Consider the following 20,473-nt stretch of genomic DNA (forward strand, 5'->3'; position numbering starts at 1 on the left):
GCCTTACGCCGCGCGCACGCCCGCGAGGAACGTCCCGACTTCGCCAGAGAGCTGCTCTGCCTGCTTGGAGAGGTTCGAGGCTGCGGCGAGCACCATGCCTGCGGCATTGCCGGTCTCGTTCGCTGCCGTGCTGACGCCGCCGATATTGGTGGTGACCTCCTGGGTCGCCTCGGCCGTCTGCGAGACACTGCGGGCGATCTCGGCGGTGGCGGCGCCTTGCTCCTCGATCGCGGTGCCGATCGAGGTGGCGATCCGGCTGACCTCTTCGATGGTGGCGGTGATGCCACCGATGGCGTCCACCGCTTCCTTGGTCGCGCCCTGGATCTGGGCGATCTTGTCGCCGATCTCGCGGGTGGCTTCCGCGGTCTGGCTCGCCAGCGACTTCACCTCCGAAGCGACGACAGCAAAGCCGCGGCCGGCTTCACCGGCGCGTGCGGCCTCGATAGTGGCGTTGAGCGCGAGCAGGTTGGTCTGCGCCGCGATGCTGGAAATCAGCTCGGCGACATGCTCGATCTGCTGGGCGCCGTCCGAGAGCGCGCGGACGATGGTGTCGGTGCGGCGCGCGCTATCCACGGCGCGGCCGGTGACCACGGCGGACTGCGCGACCTGACGGCTGATCTCGGTGATGGAGGAGGAGAGCTCCTCGGCGGCGGCCGCGACCGTCTGGACGCGCTGGCTGGCTTCGGTGGCGGCCGAGCCGACGACGGCGGCGCGGCGGTTGGTCCCTTCCGCGGTCGACGACATCGACTTGGCGGTGACCTCCAGCTCGCCGGAGCCCGAGGCCATCAGGCCGACGAGCTGGCCGACGGAGGCATCGAACCGGTCGGCAAGCGAGATCAGCGCGTCGCGCTTCTCCTGTTCGCTGCGGGACTTGGTGGCGACCTGCTCGGCCTCCAGCTTGCGCGCCGTCAAGGCGGTCTGCCTGAGCACTTCGAGGGTCTCCGCCATGCGGCCGATCTCGTCGCCGCGACCGGTCTCCTCGACCGCCGTGTCGATCGCGCCTTCGGAAATGGCCTGCATGCGGTTCTTCTGGCGGTCGAGCGCGCCGAGCACGTCGCGGGCGATCAGCCAGGACAGGGTCGCCATCAGCAGCATCAGGCCGATGCCGATCGCCCCCAGCTCCAGCGTCAAGGCTCGCACGTCGGCGTCGATGTCGTCCACATAGAGGCCGTAGCTGATCGTCGCGTTCCAGGGCGCGAATTTGCGCGCGAACACGGTCTTGCGGACGGGCTCCGTCTGCCCGGGACGGGGATAGAGATAGGAGGTTACGCCACCCTGTGTGGTCTCGGCGCCGGCCTTGATAATGGCGTCGGCAATCAGGACGCCATTGGAGTCCTTCGCACCGGTGATCTTGCCTTCGAGCTGCTGGTTGGCGCCGTTGACGATGAGGGACGTATCGGCGTTGTAGACCACCGGATAGCCTTGGCCGCCATTGAAGCTCATGCGGCGACCGCGCTGGTGGAACTGGATTTTCGCTTCGGCCTGCGTCAGCTTGCCGGCGCCGACTTCCTCTTCAAGTGATTGGGCGAAGTTGTGGAGCATATCGACCGCGGTCCGCATCTGCTGGACACGGTCCTCCAGCATGCGGCTCTTGCTGAGCACGGACGACACCCCGATGATGGCCGTGACCGTGAGTGCCGAAAGACAGACCATGCTGGCGAGCTTGGTGCGGATCTTGAGGTGACTCAGCAGCTTCATCACGGCCTCGACGGAATGATTATTGTTGCTCGCGTCGGTAGCATGAAATTCTTACCAATCATGAATGGACGCGTGCGACGGCTGCCGCGCAAGCGGCGTCCGCGAGCTGCATGCGCAAACATCCATGCGGAAATGCGCCGCGTGGGCGCATGGCAAGTCAACTGGGAGAAAGATTGTGTGGGTCTTCAGTCCCGACCGAATCCGGTGGGAGCGGACATGAACCGATTCGTCCACCGCCTCATCATGTCGATGCTGCTGGTCGCGGTCCTCGTCCTCGTCTGGAACGTGCTGGGCTCGCGCTGAGATGGCACCCGTAAATGTACGGGTGCCATCTCTTTATTCGCGGATCAATTGCTGACGCCTCAGCGCCGCGCGAACGCGCCGCCGGTTGTGCCGCTAGTCCTTGCCTATCGCCGCATCGGCGCTGACCGAGCCGCCGCCGGCTGCCGAGAGGTAGAGGCAGGCGAAGCAGAACAGGATCGCCGCGGTGCCACCATTGAGCAGCGGCAGGAACACCGGCGTTTCGCCCTTGAACATGTGCCCCATGAAATAGGCGAAGGCCATCTCACCCGAGAGGATGAATGCCGCGAGGCGGGTGAACAGGCCGATCATCAGCAGCGCGCCAAGCACGAGCTCAAGCGTACCGGCTGCGTAGATAATCGGCGGGATGTTTGCGAAGTAGGGAAGCACCGGAAACTTGAACAGCTTGGCGATGCCGTACTGGAACAGCAGCAGGCCGGTGACGAAACGAAACAGGCTCAAGAGAACCGGTTGAAAGCGAACGAGATAGGGAAAGTTCATTGGTTTGTGCCCTCCATCCAATGCTGCGACTAGGACCGCATTCAGTTCTGCGCTGCAAGCCGCCCAAGGGCAATTTGCGCTGACATTTTTGTCATGTCGGACAAAACACCGCGGGAGGGACTTTCAGCCGCGCGCCATCCACATCTTTTGCAGCTGTTCGCGCCGTGCCCATCCGTAATTTCCCGGTGACGCGAATGCCCGCAGGTTACCTCTGAGACACCTACCGCCGCAAGGCGGGCACGACCAGGAACGGGATCATCCCGAGCACCACGCTCGCAAGCGCGAAGGCGAGCAGCGCGTTGTAGCCGTGGGTCGCGTCGTGGATCAGGCCGCCGCTCCAGGAGCCGAACGCCGAGCCGAGTCCGCTGCCGATCGAGATGGTGCCGTAGATGGTGCCGACGCGCTTGCCCCCGAAGATCTTCATCGCGGTCGCCGTGATCAGCGGTCCACGTGAGCCCATCATGCTGCCGAAGCAGACCACGAATCCGGTGAGCAGGAGGAGATTGGCGGAGTATTGCAACAGCCACAGCAGGAAGATGCCGAGGATCGAGACCGCGTAGCTGAGCAGCACCGACGGCCGGCGTCCGATCAGGCCGTCGAGCGCTGACACGCCGAGCATGCCGAACACCAGCACGACGCCGGAGAAGCCCCAGGCCGTCGCGGCCTGCAGCGGTGGAAAGCCGGCATCGATCAGATAGGCCACGATCTGGGCGGCGATCGCGTACATGCCGACCGCGGTGAAGAAGAAGGTCGAGAACAGCGCCCAGAAGGCGTGATGGCGCATCGCGCTCGGAAGGGTCCAGCCGTGATCGACGAAATCGGGATCGGTCTTCTTGGCGATATGCGGCGAGCCCGAGGCGAACAGCCGCCATGGCAGCAGCATCAGCGGCACCAGCAGGCCGAGCGCGGCGAAGCCGAACAGCTGGTAGGTTTCGCGCCAGCCGAGATGATCGATCAAAAGCTGCGAGGCCGGCAGCAGCGCCAGCACGCCGCCTCCCATGGCCGAGTAGACCACCGCCATCGCGGTCGGCAGCTTTGGGCCGAACCAGCGGCCCAGCAGGATCGAGTTCGGCACATTGCCGATGAAGGCGACACCGATGCCGACGCAGAGTCCGATCGAGAGCTGGAATTGCCAGAGTGACTGCGCGTGGCTTGCGATCAGGAAGGCCGAGCCGAGCAGCAAAAGGCCCAGTGCATAGACGATGCGCGGTCCGGAATGATCGAACAGGCGCCCGACCAACGGCGCCATCAGTCCGCTGACGAGCCAGGTCAGCGAATAGATCGAGACCACTTGGGCGCGATCCCAGCCAAAGTTTTCCGAGATCGGCTTCAGGAAGACGGTGAAGCTTTCGCTGAGGCCGCGGCCGAGCACGGCGAGTGTGAAGCAGAGCGCGAGCACCACCAGCGCGGTGCGCACGACGCCCTGCGGCGTCGCCGTGACGCGTTCCCGGGTCGTTTGCTTGGACTGTTCCTCTAGCGTGTTCTGGTCCATTGCCGATCAGGGAGCGCGCTTCAGCGCGCCCTGACAAGCAGCGAAAAGCTCATACGCCTATGCAGGCCTGAGGAGGATGTGCTTCTTCTTGCCGAACGACAGTTTGACCACGCCTTCCGGCGTCAGGTTGGCCGCCGACAACGCCATCTTCTCGTCCGTGACAGGCTCGTCATTGACGCGCAGGCCGCCGCCCTTGATCTGGCGCCGTGCTTCGCCATTGGAGGCAACGAGGCCCGCCTTGACGAAGGCATTGAGCACGCCGAGGCCGGCGTCGAACTCGCCGCGCGGAATTTCCACGGTCGGGAGACTCTCGGCCAGCGCGCCTTCCTCGAAGGTGCGGCGCGCGGTCTCGGCCGCCTCGTTCGCGGCGTCGCGGCCATGCAGGAGCGCGGTCGCCTCGGTGGCGAGTACCTTCTTGGCCTCGTTGATCTCGGAGCCTCCGAGCGCCTCGAGCTTCCTGATCTCGCTCATCGGCAGCGTCGTGAACAGCTTGAGGAATTTGCCGACGTCGGCATCCTCGGTGTTGCGCCAGTACTGCCAGAAATCATACGGCGAGAATTGGTCGGCGTTGAGCCAGACCGCGCCTTGCGCGGTCTTGCCCATCTTGACCCCCGATGCCGTCGTCAGCAGCGGCGTCGTCAGCGCGAACAGCTGATGGGTGCCCATGCGGCGGCCGAGATCGACGCCCATGATGATGTTGCCCCACTGGTCGGAGCCGCCCATCTGCAAGTTGCAGCCGGTCCGCCTGGCGAGTTCGACATAGTCGTAGGCCTGGCAGATCATGTAGTTGAACTCGATGAAGCTCATCTCCTGCTCGCGTTCGAGGCGCAGGCGCACGGAGTCCATGGTCAGCATACGGTTGACCGAGAAGTGCCGGCCGACGTCGCGCAGCATCTCGATGTAGTTGAGCTTTGTCAGCCACTCGGCATTGTCGAGCATGACGGCGTCGCTCTTGCCGTCGCCATAACGCAGCACTTTTGCGAACACGCCGCGGATCGATTCCTTGTTGGCCTCGATCTCGGCGACAGAGCGGATTGCACGCGTCTCGTCCTTGCCGGAGGGATCGCCGACCATGGTGGTGCCGCCGCCCATCAGGGTGATCGGCTTGTTGCCGGACTGCTGCAGCCAGTGCAGCATCATCATGGTCAGGTAGTTGCCGATATGCAGCGAGCGGGCGGTGCAATCGTAGCCCACATAGCCGGTCACCTCGCCCTTGGCGGCGAGTGCGTCCAGCCCCTCGAAATCGGAGCACTGATGGACGAATCCACGTTCCTGCAGCGTGTTGAGGAAATCCGATTTGAATGCAGTCATTTGTCGGCGCGCCTGACAATTCTTGGTTTACTGTTTTGGGAGCAATTTAAGGGTCTTCTATGGGAACTCGATTGCTGCCCGCCACTTTGGCCTGTGGCATTATAAGATGTGTCCCTCTGGCACAAGATCGGCATGCCGGAAGGGTCTCTTGAGGACGCTGATCCATGATGTTGACGGCACTCGGTTTGATGAGCGGCACCTCGCTGGACGGGGTGGATGTTGCGCTGATCGAAACCGACGGAAAGCAGGTGAAGGCATTCGGGCCGTCCGGCTACCGGCCGTATAGCCCGGCGGAGCGCAACCTGCTGCGCCAGGCGCTGAGCGAGGCGGTGCACCTGCCGCAGCGCGATGCCCGGCCGGGGATTTTGGCCGAGGCCGAGCGCGCGGTGACCCAGGCGCATGCTGAGGCGGTCGCCGCCTTTGTCGCCCAGAATCGGATGAGGCCGGAAGACATCGACATCGTCGGCTTCCACGGCCAGACCGTGCTGCATCGCCCCGAGAAACGGCTGACGGTGCAGATCGGCGATGCGCCGGCGCTGGCCAAGGCGATCCACATCCCCGTGATGCATGATTTCCGCGCCGCCGACGTCGAAGCTGGCGGGCAGGGCGCGCCATTCGTGCCGGTCTACCACCGGGCGCTCGTCCAGTCGCTGGAGCGCGAAGGGCCGATCGTTGTCGTCAATATCGGCGGCGTCTCCAACATCACCTATATCGACGGCAACGACACGCTGATCGCCTGCGATACCGGGCCCGGCAACGCGCTGCTCGACGATTTCATGTACCGCACCATGAACCAGGCGTTCGACGCGGACGGAAAGTTCGCCGCCCTCGGCAAGGCGGACGAAGCCTGGATCGCGCGGGCGCTGGAGTTGCCGTTCTTCGCAAGCCCGCCGCCGAAATCGCTCGACCGCAACGATTTTGCCGCACTAAAGCTCGGCGAGGTGCAGCCGGCCGACGGCGCCGCGACTCTGACCGCCTTCACCGCGGCGGCCATCGCCCGCATCATCCCGCTGCTGCCACGTAGGCCGCGAAGCTGGATCGTCTGCGGCGGTGGCGCCCGCAACCGGACCATGCTCCAGATGCTGCGGGAGCGCGTTGGGTCCGCCACTGTCGAGGCCGCCGAGGCAGTCGGCTGGGCCTCCGACGCCATCGAGGCGCAGGCCTTCGGCTTCCTTGCCGCGCGCGGCCTGAAGGGCCTGCCGCTGTCGTATCCCGCGACCACGGGCGTGCCAATGCCAATGACGGGCGGGGTGATCGCGCGGCCTTGAGGTGATCCCGAGATCGATACCGGTCGATGCAAATGCATTGAACTTGACGAATGCATGCAAATGCATCTATCTTGGATGCAGTTGCATCCAACCGCCGGGATCTTTGCCATGACCGCTTCACTCAGACTGATCAGCCACAAGCTTTGTCCATACGTGCAGCGCGCGGTGATCGCGCTCAAGGAGAAGGGCGTTCCGTTCGAGCGGGTCGACATCGATCTCGCCAACAAGCCGGGCTGGTTTCTCAAACTTTCGCCGCTTGGCAAAGTGCCGGTGCTGGTCGTGACGACCGACAAGGGCGAGGTCGCGCTGTTCGAGAGCAACGTGATCTGCGAGTACATCGAGGAGACGCAAGGCGGTGTGAGGCTGCATCCGGCGGATGCCTTGAAGCGTGCCGAGCACCGGGCGTGGATGGAGTTTGGTTCAGCAGTGCTCGGCGACCTCTGGGGTCTGGAGACCACGACCGATCCGGCGACGTTCGAGAGCAAGCGCCAGGCGCTCGTCGCAAAATTCGCGCGGGTCGAGGCGGCGCTCGGCGCCGGTCCTTATTTTGCCGGCGAAGCGTTCAGTTTGGTCGACGCAGTGTTCGCGCCCGTCTTCCGCTATTTCGATCTGTTCGACGAGCTGATGGAGCACGGCATTTTCCGCGATGTGCCGAAGGTCCGCGCATGGCGCGCCGAACTGGCGAAGCGTCCGAGCGTCCGCACCGCGGTCAGCGCGGACTATCCGCAATTGCTGCGCGCCTTCCTGGTGCGGCATGACGCGCATCTGCTCAAGCTCGCGGCTTGAGCCCTCGCCGATGTCGCAATCCATGGCCTGGCTGATGCTGGTGATCGCCGGCCTCCTCGATGTCGGCTGGGCGATCTCGATGAAATTTGCGGAGGGCTACACGCGTGTGGGCTGGAGTATCGTCTCGCTGGTGCTGCTCGCCGCCTTTGTGTTCTTGCTCGGACGCGCCTTGAAGGTGCTCGAGGTCGGCGTCGCCTATTCGGTTTGGACGGGCATCGGCGCGGCCGGCACCTTCGTCATGGGTGTGGTGCTGTTCGGGGAGACCCTGAGCGCGATGAAGATCGCGGGGATCGTGCTGGTGCTGACGGGGATCGCGGCGCTCAAGCTGGCCTAGAGCTCTGCGGCCATTTTCGCGAGCGTCGCGATCGTGTTCATGTTGCGCGCGGTGCCGGTCTTGGCGGCGGGGATGACCAGCTTCGACGTGCCCATGCCGTCGCCGTAATGCACGTAGATCTCGCGGTGGCCGAGGCGGACCTCCTCCTTGTTCTGGCCGCGAATGCCGGCGAGCGCATCCGCCGGCGGCGCCTTGTCGAGGAAGATCGCGACGGTGCGGTTGGGCGCGGCCTTTGGAAACGGATTATCGGCCAAGACCCGCGCCATCTCGGTGGCGCTGCGCACGAGCACGCCGACCGGCGCGCCGGCATAGGCGTGCAACCGCTTTTCGAGTGCGGTCTTGATCGCAGATTGCGACTTGCGGCTTGTGAAGACGACGTTGCCGCTTGCAATATAGGTGCGCACAGCGGCGTAGCCGAGCTCCTCGCAAATGGCCTTGAGTTCGCTCATCGGCAGTTTGCCGGTGCCGCCGACATTCACGGCACGCAGCAATGCGATGAACGCGCCCACGGAAAGCTCAGCGCACGTTGGCGAGGCGCATGTCGAGATAGGCGGTGATGGTTTCCATCAGCGGCTCGAGCTTGGCGTCGAAGAAGTGGTTGGCGCCGGGGATGACCTGCTGGTCGATCACGATGCCCTTTTGCGTCTTCAGCTTCTCGACCAGCGTGTTGACGTCCTTGGGCGGCACCACCGCGTCCTTCTCGCCATGCACGATCAGGCCAGAGGACGGGCAGGGCGCGAGGAACGAGAAGTCGTAGAGGTTGGCGGGCGGCGCGATCGAGATGAAGCCCTCGACCTCCGGGCGGCGCATCAGCAACTGCATGCCGATCCAGGCGCCGAAGGAGAAGCCGGCAACCCAGCAGGCGCGCGCTTCGGGATTGATGGTCTGCGCCCAGTCGAGCGCCGCGGCCGCGTCCGACAATTCGCCAGTGCCGTGGTCGAACGAGCCCTGGCTGCGGCCGACGCCGCGGAAATTGAACCGCAGCACGGAGAAGCCGCGATGCGCGAACGCATAGTAGCACTGGTAGATGATCTGATGATTCATCGTGCCGTGGAACTGCGGATGCGGATGCAGGACCATCGCGATCGGCGCGTTCTTCTGCTTGGCCGGATGGTAGCGGCCTTCGAGACGGCCGGCGGGGCCGGTGAAAATAACTTCAGGCATGATGATCTCTTGATTGATCCCTTGAAGACGCTCTTCAACAATCAACCGATTGTGCGGATTTCATCGGCTGCTGGGCCGATCAAGCCGCGAATGGAAGGGTGGAGCGGCGCCCTCGGATGATGCGCGAGCGGCGCGCGGCGAACTGACGCGCGCGTTCTAACATGAGGCGAGGGTCAAAAAGCAAGCATCTTGAACATCGCCCAATGAGCTCAAGATGTTAGCGTCATGGCCGCGTCGTCGCGCGATGGGGAATCCGGAATCGAGATTGCCAAGTGCTCCAGGGGAGCCCATGTCGGGTACCAGCGATGGCGCAACAACCACAATCGCAGGTAATATAGTACTCTATGCCGAGCCGCATCTATCTCGACTGGAATGCGACCACGCCGCTTCGTCCCGAGGCCCGAAGCGCAATGCTCGCAGCCTCCGAGCTCATCGGCAATCCCTCCTCGGTTCATGCCGAGGGGCGCGAGGCGCGACGGCTTGTCGAGGACGCGCGGGCCCTGCTTGCGACCTCCGTCGGCGCGTTGCCGCGGAACGTGGTTTTCACCTCCGCGGGAACCGAAGCCAACGCACTGGCGCTGTCGCCGGGCCTTCGAGGGCCTTCTGGCGGGCCTGTCGAGCGGCTCCTGGTCTCGGCGGTCGAGCATGCGTCGGTGCTGGCGGGCGGCCGGTTCCCGGCCGATAGGATCGGTCAGGTCAGGGTTACGCGCTCCGGCGTGATCGACCTCGACCATTTGAAGGCGCTGCTCGGCGACGGCCCGCCGGCGCTGGTCTCCATCATGGCGGCCAACAACGAGACGGGCGCGCTGCAGCCTATCGCCGAGGCCGCGGCAATCGTTCACGCGGCTGGCGGCCTCCTGCACGTCGATGCAATCCAGGCGTTTGGAAAAATCCCTTTCGATATCAAAGCTATCGGCGCAGACCTTGCGACCTTTTCTGCACACAAGATCGGCGGTCCCAAGGGTGTTGGCGCGCTGGTCGCGGCCGAGGGCGTGGCCGGGCTTGAGCCGTTGCTGCGGGGCGGCGGACAGGAGCTGAACCGGCGCGCCGGAACCGAGAATGTCGCCGGTATTGCCGGCTTCGGGGCAGCGGTCCGGGTCGGCCTTCAGGCTTTGACAGAGGATGCGGACCGGATGGTAAGTCTTAGAGATCGCTTGGAAAATGGCATCCGCTCCATGGCCGGCGCAACGGTCTTCTCAAGCGACGTCAGGCGGTTGCCCAATACCGTTCTTTTCACGGCTCCCGGCTTGAAAGCTGAGACCGCGGTGATCGGCTTCGACCTCGAAGGCATCGCCGTGTCTTCAGGCTCTGCCTGTTCCTCGGGCAAGGTCCAGCCATCCCACGTGTTGTCGGCCATGGGGTATGATCCGACCGTCGCCCAGGGAGCGGTGCGTCTAAGTCTGGGCTGGTCCACGGAGCCGGATGACATCAACAGGGCGTTAGAGGCTTGGCGAAAGCTCGGTAATACCCTACTTAAGGGATAGGCGATGAAACACGGCTTGAACGGTTCTAAGCGCGTGCGTCCCGCCAAGAAACATCGTAATAGTCGTCCGAGTTTGATGATCCACCGCGGTCCTTGAAACCGCGAGCGGAGGATAGAATGCCAGCCGTGCAAGAGACGGTCGAGCGCGTGAAGCGCATCGACGTCGATCAGTATCGTTATGGGTTTGAGACCCTGATCGAGTCCGACAAGGCCCCAAAGGGGCTGTCGGAAGAGACCGTCAAGTTCATCTCCGAGAAGAAGAACGAACCCGCCTGGATGCTCCAGTGGCGGCTCGAAGCCTATCGGCGCTGGCTAACCATGACCGAGCCGACCTGGGCGCGCGTCGATTATCCCAAGATCGACTTCCAGGACCTCTATTATTATTCGGCGCCGAAGCCGAAGAAGACGATCACCTCGCTCGACGAGATCGATCCAGAGATTCTGAAGACCTACGAGAAGCTCGGCATTCCCTTGCGGGAAGTCGCCATGCTCGAAGGCGTCGAGCCGAAGCCCGGCGAGGAAGATCCCACGCGTCGCAAGATCGCGGTCGATGCCGTCTTCGATTCGGTTTCGGTTGCGACCACCTTTAAGGCGGAGCTGAAGAAGGCCGGCGTGATCTTCATGCCGATCTCGGAGGCAATCCGCGAGCATCCCGAGCTGGTGCAGAAATATCTGGGATCCGTGGTGCCGACCTCGGACAATTTCTACGCGACGCTGAACTCGGCGGTGTTTTCGGACGGCTCGTTCGTCTACGTGCCGCCGGGCGTGCGCTGCCCGATGGAACTGTCCACCTACTTCCGCATCAACGAGCGCAACACAGGCCAGTTCGAGCGCACGCTGATCATCGCGGACAAGGGCTCCTACGTTTCCTATCTCGAGGGCTGCACCGCGCCGCAACGCGACGAGAACCAGCTGCACGCGGCCGTGGTCGAGCTCGTCACGCATGACGACGCCGAGATCAAATATTCGACGGTGCAGAACTGGTACCCGGGCAATTCGGAAGGCAAGGGCGGCATCTACAATTTCGTCACCAAGCGTGGCGATTGCCGCGGCAACAATTCCAAGATCTCCTGGACCCAGGTCGAGACCGGTTCGGCGATCACCTGGAAATATCCGAGCTGCATCCTGCGCGGCGACAATTCCCGTGGTGAATTCTATTCGATCGCGATCTCGAACGGCTATCAGCAGGTCGACTCGGGCACCAAGATGATCCATCTCGGCAAGAACACGTCGAGCCGCATCATCTCCAAGGGCATCGCGGCCGGCAAGTCGCAGAACACCTATCGCGGCCTCGTCACCGCGCATCGCAAGGCGACCGGCGCGCGCAACTTCACCGCCTGCGATTCGCTGCTGATCGGCGACAAATGCGGCGCGCACACCGTGCCCTACATCGAAGCCAAGAACTCGTCGGCGACTTTCGAGCACGAGGCCACCACGTCGAAGATCTCCGAGGACGTGCTGTTCTACTGCATACAGCGCGGCCTCACGCAGGAGGAGGCGGTCGGCCTCGTGGTCAACGGCTTCGTCAAGGACGTGCTGCAGCAACTGCCGATGGAGTTCGCGGTGGAAGCGCAGAAGCTGATCTCGATCTCGCTTGAAGGATCGGTCGGCTAGCGCCGACCTCATCCTGAGGAGGCCGCGTAAGCGGCCGTCTCGAAGGATGGATACGAAAAGATTGTTGGCCTTAATCCTTCGAGACGCGCCTGCGGCGCTCCTCAGGATGAGGAGATAGATGGAAACAAGATATGGCTTTGCTCGAAGTGAAAGACCTCAAGGTTCGTGTTGAGGAACGTGAGATCCTCCACGGGCTGACGCTGACCGTGAACGAGGGCGAGATCCACGCGATCATGGGGCCGAACGGCTCCGGCAAGTCGACGCTGTCCCACGTCATCGCCGGCAAGCCGGGTTACGAGGTGACCGACGGCGAGATCCTGTTCAAGGGCGAAGATTTGCTCGCGATGGCCCCCAACGAGCGCGCCGCCAAGGGCGTGTTCCTGGCGTTCCAGTATCCGGTCGAGATCCCCGGCGTCTCCACCATGAATTTCCTGCGTACCGCGCTGAACGCGCAGCGCAAGGCGCGCGGCGAGAGCGAATATTCGACGCCCGACTTTTTGAAGAAAGTCCGCGAAGTCTCGAAGTCGCTGAACATCCCGCAGGACATGCTCAAGCGCGGCGTCAATGTCGGTTTTTCCGGCGGCGAGAAGAAGCGCAACGAGGTGCTGCAGATGGCGCTGTTTGAGCCGAGCCTGTGCATCCTCGACGAGATGGATTCCGGCCTCGACATCGACGCGTTGCGCATTGCGGCCGATGGTGTCAACGCGCTGCATTCGCCCAAGCGCGCGATGGTCGTTATCACCCACTATCAGCGGTTGCTGAACTACATCGTCCCCGACATCGTGCACGTGATGTCGAAGGGCCGTGTCGTGAAGAGCGGCGGCAAGGAACTGGCGCTGGAGCTGGAAGCGTCCGGCTACGCCCAGTTCGAGGACGCAGCGTAAGGAATTTTGCGATGAACGTTGCTGTGGCAAAGACCGGAAATGGCCGCGCGGTGAGCGATCTCTTCGCCAGCGCCGCAGGCCGTCTGCCGGGTTCGCCTTCCGTGATCGCGGTGCGTCGCGAGGCGTTCGAGACCTATGAGCGTCTCGGCCTGCCGCACCGCCGGATCGAGGAATGGAAATACACCGATCTGCGCGCGCTGGTCGGCGAGGTGCTGCCGCTGGCGGCTGCACCCGATGCGGCTGCGTTGAAGCGTGCCGCGGACGCCGTGAAGGCGCATGCGATCGCGGGCGCCCGCAAGCTGGTGCTGGTCGACGGCGTGTTCGCGGCCGATTTGTCGGACCTGAAGGCGCTTGGCTCCGAGGTGAGCGTCAAGACGTTGCGTGAGGTGCTGGAGAACAAGGCCAATCCCGCCGCCGCCGATCTCCTGCAGACCATTTCAAGCGACGCCGTGATCTCGCTCAATGCGGCGATGGCGACCGACGGCGTGGTGATCTCGGTCGCTGATGGCGCGCAGCCGTCCGCCCCGGTCCAACTTATTCATGTCGCGACCGCATCTTCGGCCTCGTCGTTCACGCGCTCGCATCTGCGTATCGGCAAGGGCGCCCGGGCGACGATCATCGAAAGCTTCGTCGCGGCTGGAAAGACGAGCGCCTATCAAGTCAACGATGCCGTCATCCTCGCGGTCGGCGACAACGCAGACGCCGCGCATATCCGCCTGATGGACGATTCGCCGGATGCGGTGAACATCACCTCGCAGTTCGTCACGGTCGGTGCGAATACGAAGCTCAATTTCTTCAACATGACCACCGGTGCTGCGGTCAGCCGCCTGCAAGGCTTCATCACGCTGGCGGGCGAGGGCAGCGAGCTCTCCGTCAACGGCGTGAACCTGTTGCAGAAGACCGAACATGGCGACACCACCTTGGTGGTCGACCATGCCGTGCCGAACTGCGTGAGCCGCGAGGTTTTCCGCGCCGTGATCGACGACCGCGCCCATTCGGTGTTTCAGGGCCGCATCATCGTTCGTCCCGACGCACAGAAGACCGACGGCAAGATGATGATCCGCGCGCTGCTGCTCTCGGACGAAGCGGAAGCCGACAACAAGCCCGAGCTCGAGATTTTCGCTGACGACGTCTCCTGCGGTCACGGCGCCACCGCCGGTGCGCTCGACGACAGTCTGCTGTTCTATCTGAAGGCGCGCGGCTTGCCGGAGAAGCAGGCCCAGGCGCTGCTGATCCAGGCTTTCGTCGGCGAGGCGATCGAGCAGATCGCCGACGATGATCTGCGCGAGCACGTGATCGGCATTGCCGAGCGCTGGCTGGAGCGGCGCCAATGAGCATGCATCCGGCAGTCAAGAACGGCTCTTACGACGTTGCGCGCGTGCGCCAGGATTTTCCGGCGCTGGCCATGCAGATCTATGGTAAGCCGCTGGTCTATCTCGATAACGCGGCTTCTGCACAGAAGCCGAGCGCCGTGCTCGATCGCATGACGCAGGCCTATACCTCCGAATACGCCAACGTGCATCGCGGCCTGCATTACCTGGCCAATGCCGCGACCGAAGCCTATGAGGGCGGTCGCACCAAGGTGGCGCAGTTCATCAACGCGCCGCGGACCGAGGAAGTGATCTTCACCCGCAACGCGACCGAGGCGATCAATCTCGTCGCCTCGTCCTGGGGCGAGCCGAACATCAAAGAAGGCGACGAGATCGTCATCTCGATCATGGAGCACCACTCCAACATCGTGCCCTGGCATTTCCTCAGGGAACGCCACGGTGCCGTGATCAAATGGGCGCCGGTCGACGACGAGGGCAATTTCCTCATCGACGAATTCGAAAAGCTGCTGACGTCGAAGACCAAGCTGGTCGCGATCACGCAGATGTCGAACGCGCTCGGCACCATCGTCCCGGTCAAGGACGTCGTGAAGATCGCCCACGCCCGCGGCATTCCCGTGCTGGTCGACGGCAGCCAGGGCGCGGTGCATATCCCAGTCGACGTCCAGGACCTCGGCTGCGACTTCTACGTCTTCACCGGCCACAAGGTCTACGGTCCGACCGGCATCGGCGTGCTCTGGGCCAAGTACGACCACCTGGTCGCGATGCGTCCGTTCAACGGCGGCGGCGAGATGATCCGCGAAGTCTCGCGCGACATCGTCACCTATGGGGATCCCCCGCACAAATTCGAGGCCGGCACGCCGGCGATTGTCGAGGCCGTCGGGCTTGGCGCCGCCATCGACTACGTCAATTCGATCGGCAAGGAGCGTATCGCCGCGCACGAGCACGATCTCGTCACCTACGCCCAGGACAAGCTGCGCGAGATCAACTCGCTGCGGCTGATCGGCACGGCACGGGGCAAGGGCCCGGTGATCTCTTTTGAGCTCAAGGGCGCCCACGCCCATGACGTCGCCACCGTGATCGACCGCCAGGGCATCGCGGTGCGCGCCGGCACCCATTGCGTGATGCCGCTTTTAGAGCGGTTCAACGTCACGGCCACATGCCGGGCGTCGTTCGGCATGTATAATACGCGAGAAGAAGTCGATCATCTGGCACAGGCGCTGTTGAAGGCGCGGGATTTGTTCGCATGAGTGACACGGCCGAAATCAAAGCCAATCCGATGGAAACCCAGTCGGCGCTGCCGCCTGAGGAGACCGAGCGTCTCACCACCGAGATCATCGCCGGGCTGAAGACCGTGTTCGACCCGGAAATCCCGGCTGACATCTACGAGCTCGGCCTGATCTACAAGGTCGAGATCAAGGACGATCGCTCGGTCGACGTGCAAATGACGCTGACGACGCCGAACTGCCCGGCTGCCGGCGAGCTGCCGACCATGGTCGAGAACGCGGTCGCCAGCGTTCCCGGCGTCGGCGTGGTCGACGTCAAGGTGGTCTGGGAGCCGGCCTGGACGCCGGAACGCATGAGCGACGAGGCCCGCCTCGTGCTCAACATGTGGTGACGCGTAACCCTGGCTTTAGATACTCGTTAGATCCTTGGCATTGAATTCGCTCGGCAACGGACCACATCATTGACATGACACAGATATCGTCGGGCTCGACACCAGCATCCACTCCGAAACCGCGGCGGCCGCGCCCACAAGTGATGCGGCTGACGGATGCTGCTGCCCAGCGCATCAACGAGCTGACCCAGCGCGCCGATTCCGAGATTGTGGGCCTGCGCGTCGGCGTCAAGAACGGCGGCTGCGCCGGCCAGTCCTACACGGTCGAATACGCCCATGATGTTCGCCCGACCGACGAGGTCGTCGAGGACAAGGGCGTCAAGATCCTGGTCGATCCGAAGGCCGTGCTGTTCCTGCTCGGTACCGAGATGGACTACAAGGCCGACAAGATGCAGGCCCAGTTCGTCTTCAACAACCCCAACCAGATCTCCGCCTGCGGCTGCGGCGAGTCGGTCGAGCTGCGCCCGGCGCAGATCGACGGGTAGTTTTTCCGTCATTGCGAGGAGCACTTGCGACGAAGCAATCCAGGCTGTCTCCGCGTCGACAGCCTGGATTGCTTCGCTTCGCTCGCAATGACGGCGGTGGTATGAACGCTGGGCTGCTCGCCCCGGGAAGCCTGCCATGAACCGCGAATTCCTGATCGACCTGTTCGCCGATTTCGGCCCCGTCGCCATCCGAAAAATGTTCTCCGGCTACGGCATCTCCGCCGACGGCGTCAATTTCGCGCTGGCCTTGCGCGCCGGCCTGTTTTTCCGCGCCGACGAGGTGACCATCCCGGATTTTGAAGCGGAAGGCTCGAAGCCGTTCCAATACGCGACCCGCGCCAAGACCGTGGTGGTGAACTCCTATTGGGAGCTGCCGGCTCGGCTGTTCGACGATTCCGAGGAGCTTTCGCAATGGGCGAGGGCCGCGCTCGCCGCCGCCCAGCGCGCCAAGGTGAAGAAGCGGCCCAAGCTCAAGAAGGCGGCGAAGAATCAAGCAGCCAAGAAGGCGGTTCGTAGGGTGGGCAAAGCGAAGCGTGCCCACCGCTAAGGTCGCGGAGCGGAAGATGGTGGGCACAGCGCTGTGCGCCTTTGCCCACCCTACGCGACTTCACTCCACGGCCTTGGTCAGGCCAACCCTCATGTCTTTGGCGATGTAAACGCAGACACCGTCAGCCAGCACGCTGCCGTCGGCAAATCCCAGGACCAGCCTGCCGCGCCTCACCTGGCGCATGACGCCTCGTAGCGCACGCATCGTGTGTCCGGTGTGATGGAGCCCGTGAACTCCACCTCGCCGACGCCGATGGCGCGGCCTTTGCCCGGGGAGCCCGACCATCCCAGCCAATAGCCGACCATCTGCCACATGGCATCCAGCCCCAGAGAGGCCGGCATCGTGGCATCGCCGCGATAGTGGCAATCGAAGAACCAATGGCCCGGCGCGATGTCGAACTCGCCGACGATATGGCCCTTGCCGAACTCGCCGCCGTCCAGGCTGATCTCCGTGATGCGATCCATCATCAGCATCGGCGGCGCCGGTAATTGCGCATTGCCCGGGCCGAAATAGCCGCCCTCGCTCGATCTCAGCAGCTCATCCCTCGTGTAGGACGGTTGCGGCGTGTGAAAATCATGCGGGTTGGGCAAGACGACAAGTCCTCCGGATGCTCGCGGGCGGACCCCTCAAGGCGGCGAGAGAGATGTCGTTTGTCCGGTCAGAATGTCAAGCGCGGGTGGCGGTGCGTGGCTTCGGCGTCACGCCACCCGGTTGTGTGTCTCGACTGCGAATTCCGGATCGGCCTCGCAGATCACGCGGTTGCGGCCGTTGCGTTTGGCGGCGTAGAGGCAGGCATCCGCGCGTTCGATCAGCGCATCGGTGTCGTCGCCCGGCTTGAGCATGGAGACGCCGACCGAGATGGTGACGCGGCCGAGGATTTCGCCGGTGGACTTCTTTTTCAATTCCTTGGCCATCACCGCGCGGCGGATGTGATCGGCCACCGTGAGGGCCTGGCGCAGCGCGGTGTTGGGCAGCACGACCGCGAATTCCTCGCCGCCATAGCGGGCGGTGATGTCCTGGCCCTTGATGGTCTGCTTCAGCGACAGGCCGACCAGCCGCAGCACCTGGTCGCCGGTGAGATGACCGTAGGAATCGTTGAACGACTTGAAATGATCGATGTCGACCAGCAGCAGCGACAGCGGCTCACCGGAGGCGAGCGCGCCTTCCACGGCCATGTCGATCATGCGATCGAAATATTTGCGGTTGCCGAGCCCCGTCAGCGGATCGGTGAGGCTCTCTGCGCGGATCGCCTCCAGGCTCTGCTGGAGGTTGCTGATCTCGCTCTTCGACAGCGTCAGCCGGTCTTCCAGCGCCTTGTTGGTCTCGCGCATCTCGCGGGTCGAATGCAGCAGCGTCTCGACGATCGACTTGAGCTGCTCGCGGCTCTTGGCCGATGACAGCTTTTCGGTCGCGCCCGACAGGCTGGCATCGTAGGAGCCGGTCATCCCGAGCGCGTCGCCGAGGACCTTCATCACGTCGTCGATCTCGCCGATGACGCGCGCGCCGACCTTGTCGATGCGGTCGGTAGTCTTGATGTGGGAGAGGTAGGTCTCGTAGATCTGATCGAGATCGGCTTCGGTGAGATTGCCGCTCCGCGCCAGCGTCTCGTTGATGATCTTGTTGAGTGGAGCGTTGTAGCCGGTGGCGTAGACGTACCAGATCTCGTAATTGCGGGGAATTGCCGTCTGCCGTAGCGATCGGATCTGACCGAGCGCTACCTCGGCGAACGCCATCGTGCGTTCGTGTTCGTCGAGCACCTTGACCACGGAACATACCCCACAGCGATCAGCGTGCCGGCGACCGCAGCAATACTTAAATTATGTTCGTAGGCTAACGGACGATCGTGAACGCCCCGTAAATATACGTCCACGAATGCATCCGAAAAAGTGCGCGCCAGCTTGGTTTCAACCAAAGCCGGGCGCGTATCGTGCTTCAGGCGCCGGCGGGGGAGCGAACCGGACGCAGCAGAAATGCCGGCAGATGCGAGTGGTCGCCCGGCTCGCTGTCGGCCTCGCGTTGGCGGCGCGGCTCGGGACGGCCGATCGACGGCACATGCGACGGATTGGCCTGCTGGCGCGCACCGTCACGCGGCTCGGATGCTGGCCTGGCTTCGCGCGGAGGTCTTGCCTCACGCGAAGGTCTGGCTTCACGCGAAGGTCTTGCTTCACGCGAAGGTCTTGCCTCGCGCGCGGGCTTTGCTTCGGAAGCGGGCCTTGCCTCGGGAACGGACCGTGCTTCGGCAGAAGGCTGTGCCTCGCCACGTGGTTCGCGCGGCTCATGGCTGCGTTCACGATCGCGACCGCGCTGCGGCTTGCCGCGTCCGCCGCGTGAACGTTCACGGCCGCGCTGCTCGCGCGGACGCTCGCTCGCATCGGATGCATCGGTGCGGACTTCGAAATCGCCTTCGGCGCGCGGAATGCTCTGGCCGATCAGCTTCTCGATCGCCACCATCGACTTCTGGTCGAGCGGCGTAACGAGCGAGATCGCCATGCCGGACCGGCCTGCGCGACCGGTGCGGCCGACGCGATGGACATAGTCGTCGGGATGGTGGGGAACGTCGAAATTGAAGACGTGGCTGACCTCGGGGATGTCGAGGCCGCGGGCGGCGACGTCGGACGCGACCAGGAGGGGCAGCTCGCCCTTGCGGAACTGCTCGAGTGCCGCCGTGCGGGCCGACTGGTCCATGTCGCCATGAAGCGCACCGACGCTGAAGCCGTGCTTTTGCAGCGATTTGTGAACGACGGCGACGTCGCGTTTGCGATTGCAGAAGATGATCGCGTTCTGGAGATCCTTGGCCTCGCGCAGCAGTCGGCGAAGCAGCTCGCGCTTCTCGTGCGCCTCGCGCCCGGCCGGGACCTGGCACTGCGTAACGGTGACAGCGGTCGTGGCGGGCTTCGATACCTCGACCTTCTGCGGATTGTGCAGGAAGGTTTCGGTGATGCGCCGGATCTCCGGCGGCATGGTCGCGGTGAAGAACAGGGTCTGCCGCGTGAACGGGACGAGCTTGCAGACGCGCTCGATGTCGGGAATGAAGCCCATGTCCAGCATGCGGTCGGCTTCGTCGATGACGAGCAGCTCGACGCCGGTGAGCAGCAGGCCGCCGCGCTCCGTGTGGTCGAGCAGGCGGCCGGGAGTTGCGATCAGCACGTCGACGCCGCGCGTCAGCTTGGCATCCTGGTCGCCGAAGGAAACGCCGCCGATCAGGAGGGCGACGTTGAGTTTCTGGCCCGCGCCGCAGCGGTCGAAGTTTTCCTTCACCTGCGCCGCGAGTTCGCGGGTCGGCTCGAGGATCAGGGTGCGCGGCATGCGCGCCCGGGCGCGGCCCTTTTCGAGAATGGTGAGCATCGGCAGCACGAAGGCCGCGGTCTTGCCGGTGCCGGTCTGGGCGATGCCGAGCACGTCCTTGCGAGCGAGGACGTGAGGGATCGCCTGTTCCTGAATGGGGGTGGGGGTGGTGTAACCGGTGGCCGCCACTGCGGCGAGGACTTTTTCGGATAGTCCGAGATGGGTAAAAGACATTGAGCCTCTGGTCGAAACCGCCGTTCGGAATCGAGGGTAATAAGGCTGTCGCGTTCCACCCCGAAACGGCGCGCTCTCAAAGAAGCTGGGGGTGCTGACTCACGCGAACAAAGCGCCAGGCTCAGGAATCGCTCTTCGATC

Annotated in this window: 20 protein-coding genes and 1 pseudogene; 12 read left to right on the forward strand and 9 right to left on the reverse strand. The window is 63.8% G+C overall.

Translation table 11 applies throughout. The annotated features are described in order from the left end of the window. Window positions 1-3: 3 nt before the first annotated feature. Window positions 4-1,698, reverse strand: a complete 1,695-nt coding sequence (locus tag FXB41_RS17440; RefSeq protein ID WP_219682608.1) for a methyl-accepting chemotaxis protein — start codon at window positions 1,696-1,698, stop codon at window positions 4-6. Between FXB41_RS17440 and FXB41_RS17445 the strand changes: the two genes are divergently transcribed. Continuing rightward, entirely contained in the window at window positions 1,681-2,001 is a 321-nt protein-coding gene (locus FXB41_RS17445) for a hypothetical protein (RefSeq protein ID WP_219682609.1), read from the forward strand. The genes FXB41_RS17440 and FXB41_RS17445 overlap by 18 nt on opposite strands. Window positions 2,002-2,094: 93 nt before the next feature. Here FXB41_RS17445 and FXB41_RS17450 read toward each other — a convergent pair whose 3' ends face one another. The 3 genes from FXB41_RS17450 to tyrS all read right to left on the reverse strand — a co-directional run bounded on the left by FXB41_RS17450 (window position 2,095) and on the right by tyrS (window position 5,302). Continuing rightward, window positions 2,095-2,499, reverse strand: coding sequence for a DoxX family protein (locus FXB41_RS17450; RefSeq protein WP_007591572.1), 405 nt, complete (start codon window positions 2,497-2,499; stop codon window positions 2,095-2,097). A gap of 220 nt (window positions 2,500-2,719) precedes the next feature. Continuing rightward, complete coding sequence (locus FXB41_RS17455) at window positions 2,720-3,991, reverse strand: MFS transporter (protein WP_219682610.1); 1,272 nt, start codon at window positions 3,989-3,991, stop codon at window positions 2,720-2,722. A gap of 57 nt (window positions 3,992-4,048) precedes the next feature. After that, entirely contained in the window at window positions 4,049-5,302 is a 1,254-nt protein-coding gene (tyrS, locus tag FXB41_RS17460) for a tyrosine--tRNA ligase (protein ID WP_219682611.1), read from the reverse strand. Between the two features lie 164 nt (window positions 5,303-5,466). Between tyrS and FXB41_RS17465 the strand changes: the two genes are divergently transcribed. From FXB41_RS17465 to FXB41_RS17475, 3 genes are all read left to right on the forward strand, one after another. Then, complete coding sequence (locus FXB41_RS17465) at window positions 5,467-6,570, forward strand: anhydro-N-acetylmuramic acid kinase (RefSeq protein WP_007591569.1); 1,104 nt, start codon at window positions 5,467-5,469, stop codon at window positions 6,568-6,570. Between the two features lie 108 nt (window positions 6,571-6,678). Beyond that, window positions 6,679-7,356 carry a glutathione S-transferase family protein gene (locus FXB41_RS17470; protein WP_219682612.1) on the forward strand — a complete coding sequence of 226 codons (678 nt, stop codon included), beginning with the start codon at window positions 6,679-6,681 and terminating at the stop codon, window positions 7,354-7,356. A gap of 10 nt (window positions 7,357-7,366) precedes the next feature. After that, window positions 7,367-7,690 carry a DMT family transporter gene (locus FXB41_RS17475; RefSeq protein WP_219682613.1) on the forward strand — a complete coding sequence of 108 codons (324 nt, stop codon included), beginning with the start codon at window positions 7,367-7,369 and terminating at the stop codon, window positions 7,688-7,690. On the opposite strand, the gene FXB41_RS17480 is transcribed toward FXB41_RS17475, so the two are convergent. Both FXB41_RS17480 and FXB41_RS17485 read right to left on the reverse strand, forming a co-directional pair. Then, entirely contained in the window at window positions 7,687-8,199 is a 513-nt protein-coding gene (locus FXB41_RS17480) for a DUF1697 domain-containing protein (protein ID WP_007591564.1), read from the reverse strand. The genes FXB41_RS17475 and FXB41_RS17480 overlap by 4 nt on opposite strands. Before the next feature lie 7 nt (window positions 8,200-8,206). Continuing rightward, on the reverse strand, window positions 8,207-8,854 hold the full coding sequence (locus FXB41_RS17485; RefSeq protein WP_007591562.1) for an alpha/beta hydrolase: 648 nt from the start codon (window positions 8,852-8,854) through the stop codon (window positions 8,207-8,209). Window positions 8,855-9,198: 344 nt separating this feature from the next. Between FXB41_RS17485 and FXB41_RS17490 the strand changes: the two genes are divergently transcribed. The 8 genes from FXB41_RS17490 to FXB41_RS17525 all read left to right on the forward strand — a co-directional run bounded on the left by FXB41_RS17490 (window position 9,199) and on the right by FXB41_RS17525 (window position 16,813). Further along, window positions 9,199-10,338: a cysteine desulfurase family protein gene (locus tag FXB41_RS17490; protein WP_219682614.1), complete on the forward strand. Its 1,140-nt coding sequence runs from the start codon at window positions 9,199-9,201 to the stop codon at window positions 10,336-10,338. Between the two features lie 116 nt (window positions 10,339-10,454). Next, window positions 10,455-11,951, forward strand: a complete 1,497-nt coding sequence (gene sufB / locus FXB41_RS17495; RefSeq protein WP_007591558.1) for a Fe-S cluster assembly protein SufB — start codon at window positions 10,455-10,457, stop codon at window positions 11,949-11,951. 131 nt (window positions 11,952-12,082) lie between these two features. Next, window positions 12,083-12,835: a Fe-S cluster assembly ATPase SufC gene (sufC, locus tag FXB41_RS17500; protein WP_007591556.1), complete on the forward strand. Its 753-nt coding sequence runs from the start codon at window positions 12,083-12,085 to the stop codon at window positions 12,833-12,835. 11 nt (window positions 12,836-12,846) lie between these two features. Beyond that, the gene (gene sufD / locus FXB41_RS17505) at window positions 12,847-14,169 is read left to right on the forward strand and encodes a Fe-S cluster assembly protein SufD (RefSeq protein WP_219682615.1); all 1,323 of its coding nucleotides are present in this window, start codon (window positions 12,847-12,849) and stop codon (window positions 14,167-14,169) included. Then, on the forward strand, window positions 14,166-15,413 hold the full coding sequence (locus FXB41_RS17510) for a cysteine desulfurase (protein WP_219682616.1): 1,248 nt from the start codon (window positions 14,166-14,168) through the stop codon (window positions 15,411-15,413). Before sufD ends, FXB41_RS17510 begins: the two co-directional genes overlap by 4 nt. Continuing rightward, on the forward strand, window positions 15,410-15,781 hold the full coding sequence (locus tag FXB41_RS17515; RefSeq protein WP_007591551.1) for an SUF system Fe-S cluster assembly protein: 372 nt from the start codon (window positions 15,410-15,412) through the stop codon (window positions 15,779-15,781). The genes FXB41_RS17510 and FXB41_RS17515 overlap by 4 nt, the downstream gene beginning before the upstream one ends. 74 nt (window positions 15,782-15,855) lie before the next feature. Next, a complete protein-coding gene (locus FXB41_RS17520; protein WP_081747958.1) occupies window positions 15,856-16,266 on the forward strand; it encodes a HesB/IscA family protein in 411 nt (136 codons plus the stop codon). A 136-nt stretch (window positions 16,267-16,402) separates the two neighbouring features. Then, window positions 16,403-16,813: a TfoX/Sxy family protein gene (locus FXB41_RS17525; protein ID WP_219682617.1), complete on the forward strand. Its 411-nt coding sequence runs from the start codon at window positions 16,403-16,405 to the stop codon at window positions 16,811-16,813. Between the two features lie 60 nt (window positions 16,814-16,873). Here the strand turns inward: FXB41_RS17525 and fabA are convergent. From fabA to FXB41_RS17540, 3 genes and pseudogenes are all read right to left on the reverse strand, one after another. After that, window positions 16,874-17,403 (reverse strand): annotated as a pseudogene (gene fabA, locus FXB41_RS17530) (bifunctional 3-hydroxydecanoyl-ACP dehydratase/trans-2-decenoyl-ACP isomerase). Window positions 17,404-17,511: 108 nt separating this feature from the next. Further along, the gene (locus tag FXB41_RS17535) at window positions 17,512-18,579 is read right to left on the reverse strand and encodes a GGDEF domain-containing protein (protein WP_219682618.1); all 1,068 of its coding nucleotides are present in this window, start codon (window positions 18,577-18,579) and stop codon (window positions 17,512-17,514) included. 166 nt (window positions 18,580-18,745) lie between these two features. Continuing rightward, window positions 18,746-20,332, reverse strand: coding sequence for a DEAD/DEAH box helicase (locus FXB41_RS17540; RefSeq protein ID WP_219682619.1), 1,587 nt, complete (start codon window positions 20,330-20,332; stop codon window positions 18,746-18,748). Window positions 20,333-20,473: the final 141 nt, after the last annotated feature.

The sequence above is a fragment of the Bradyrhizobium canariense genome, from assembly GCF_019402665.1.
Lineage (GTDB): Bacteria > Pseudomonadota > Alphaproteobacteria > Rhizobiales > Xanthobacteraceae > Bradyrhizobium > Bradyrhizobium canariense.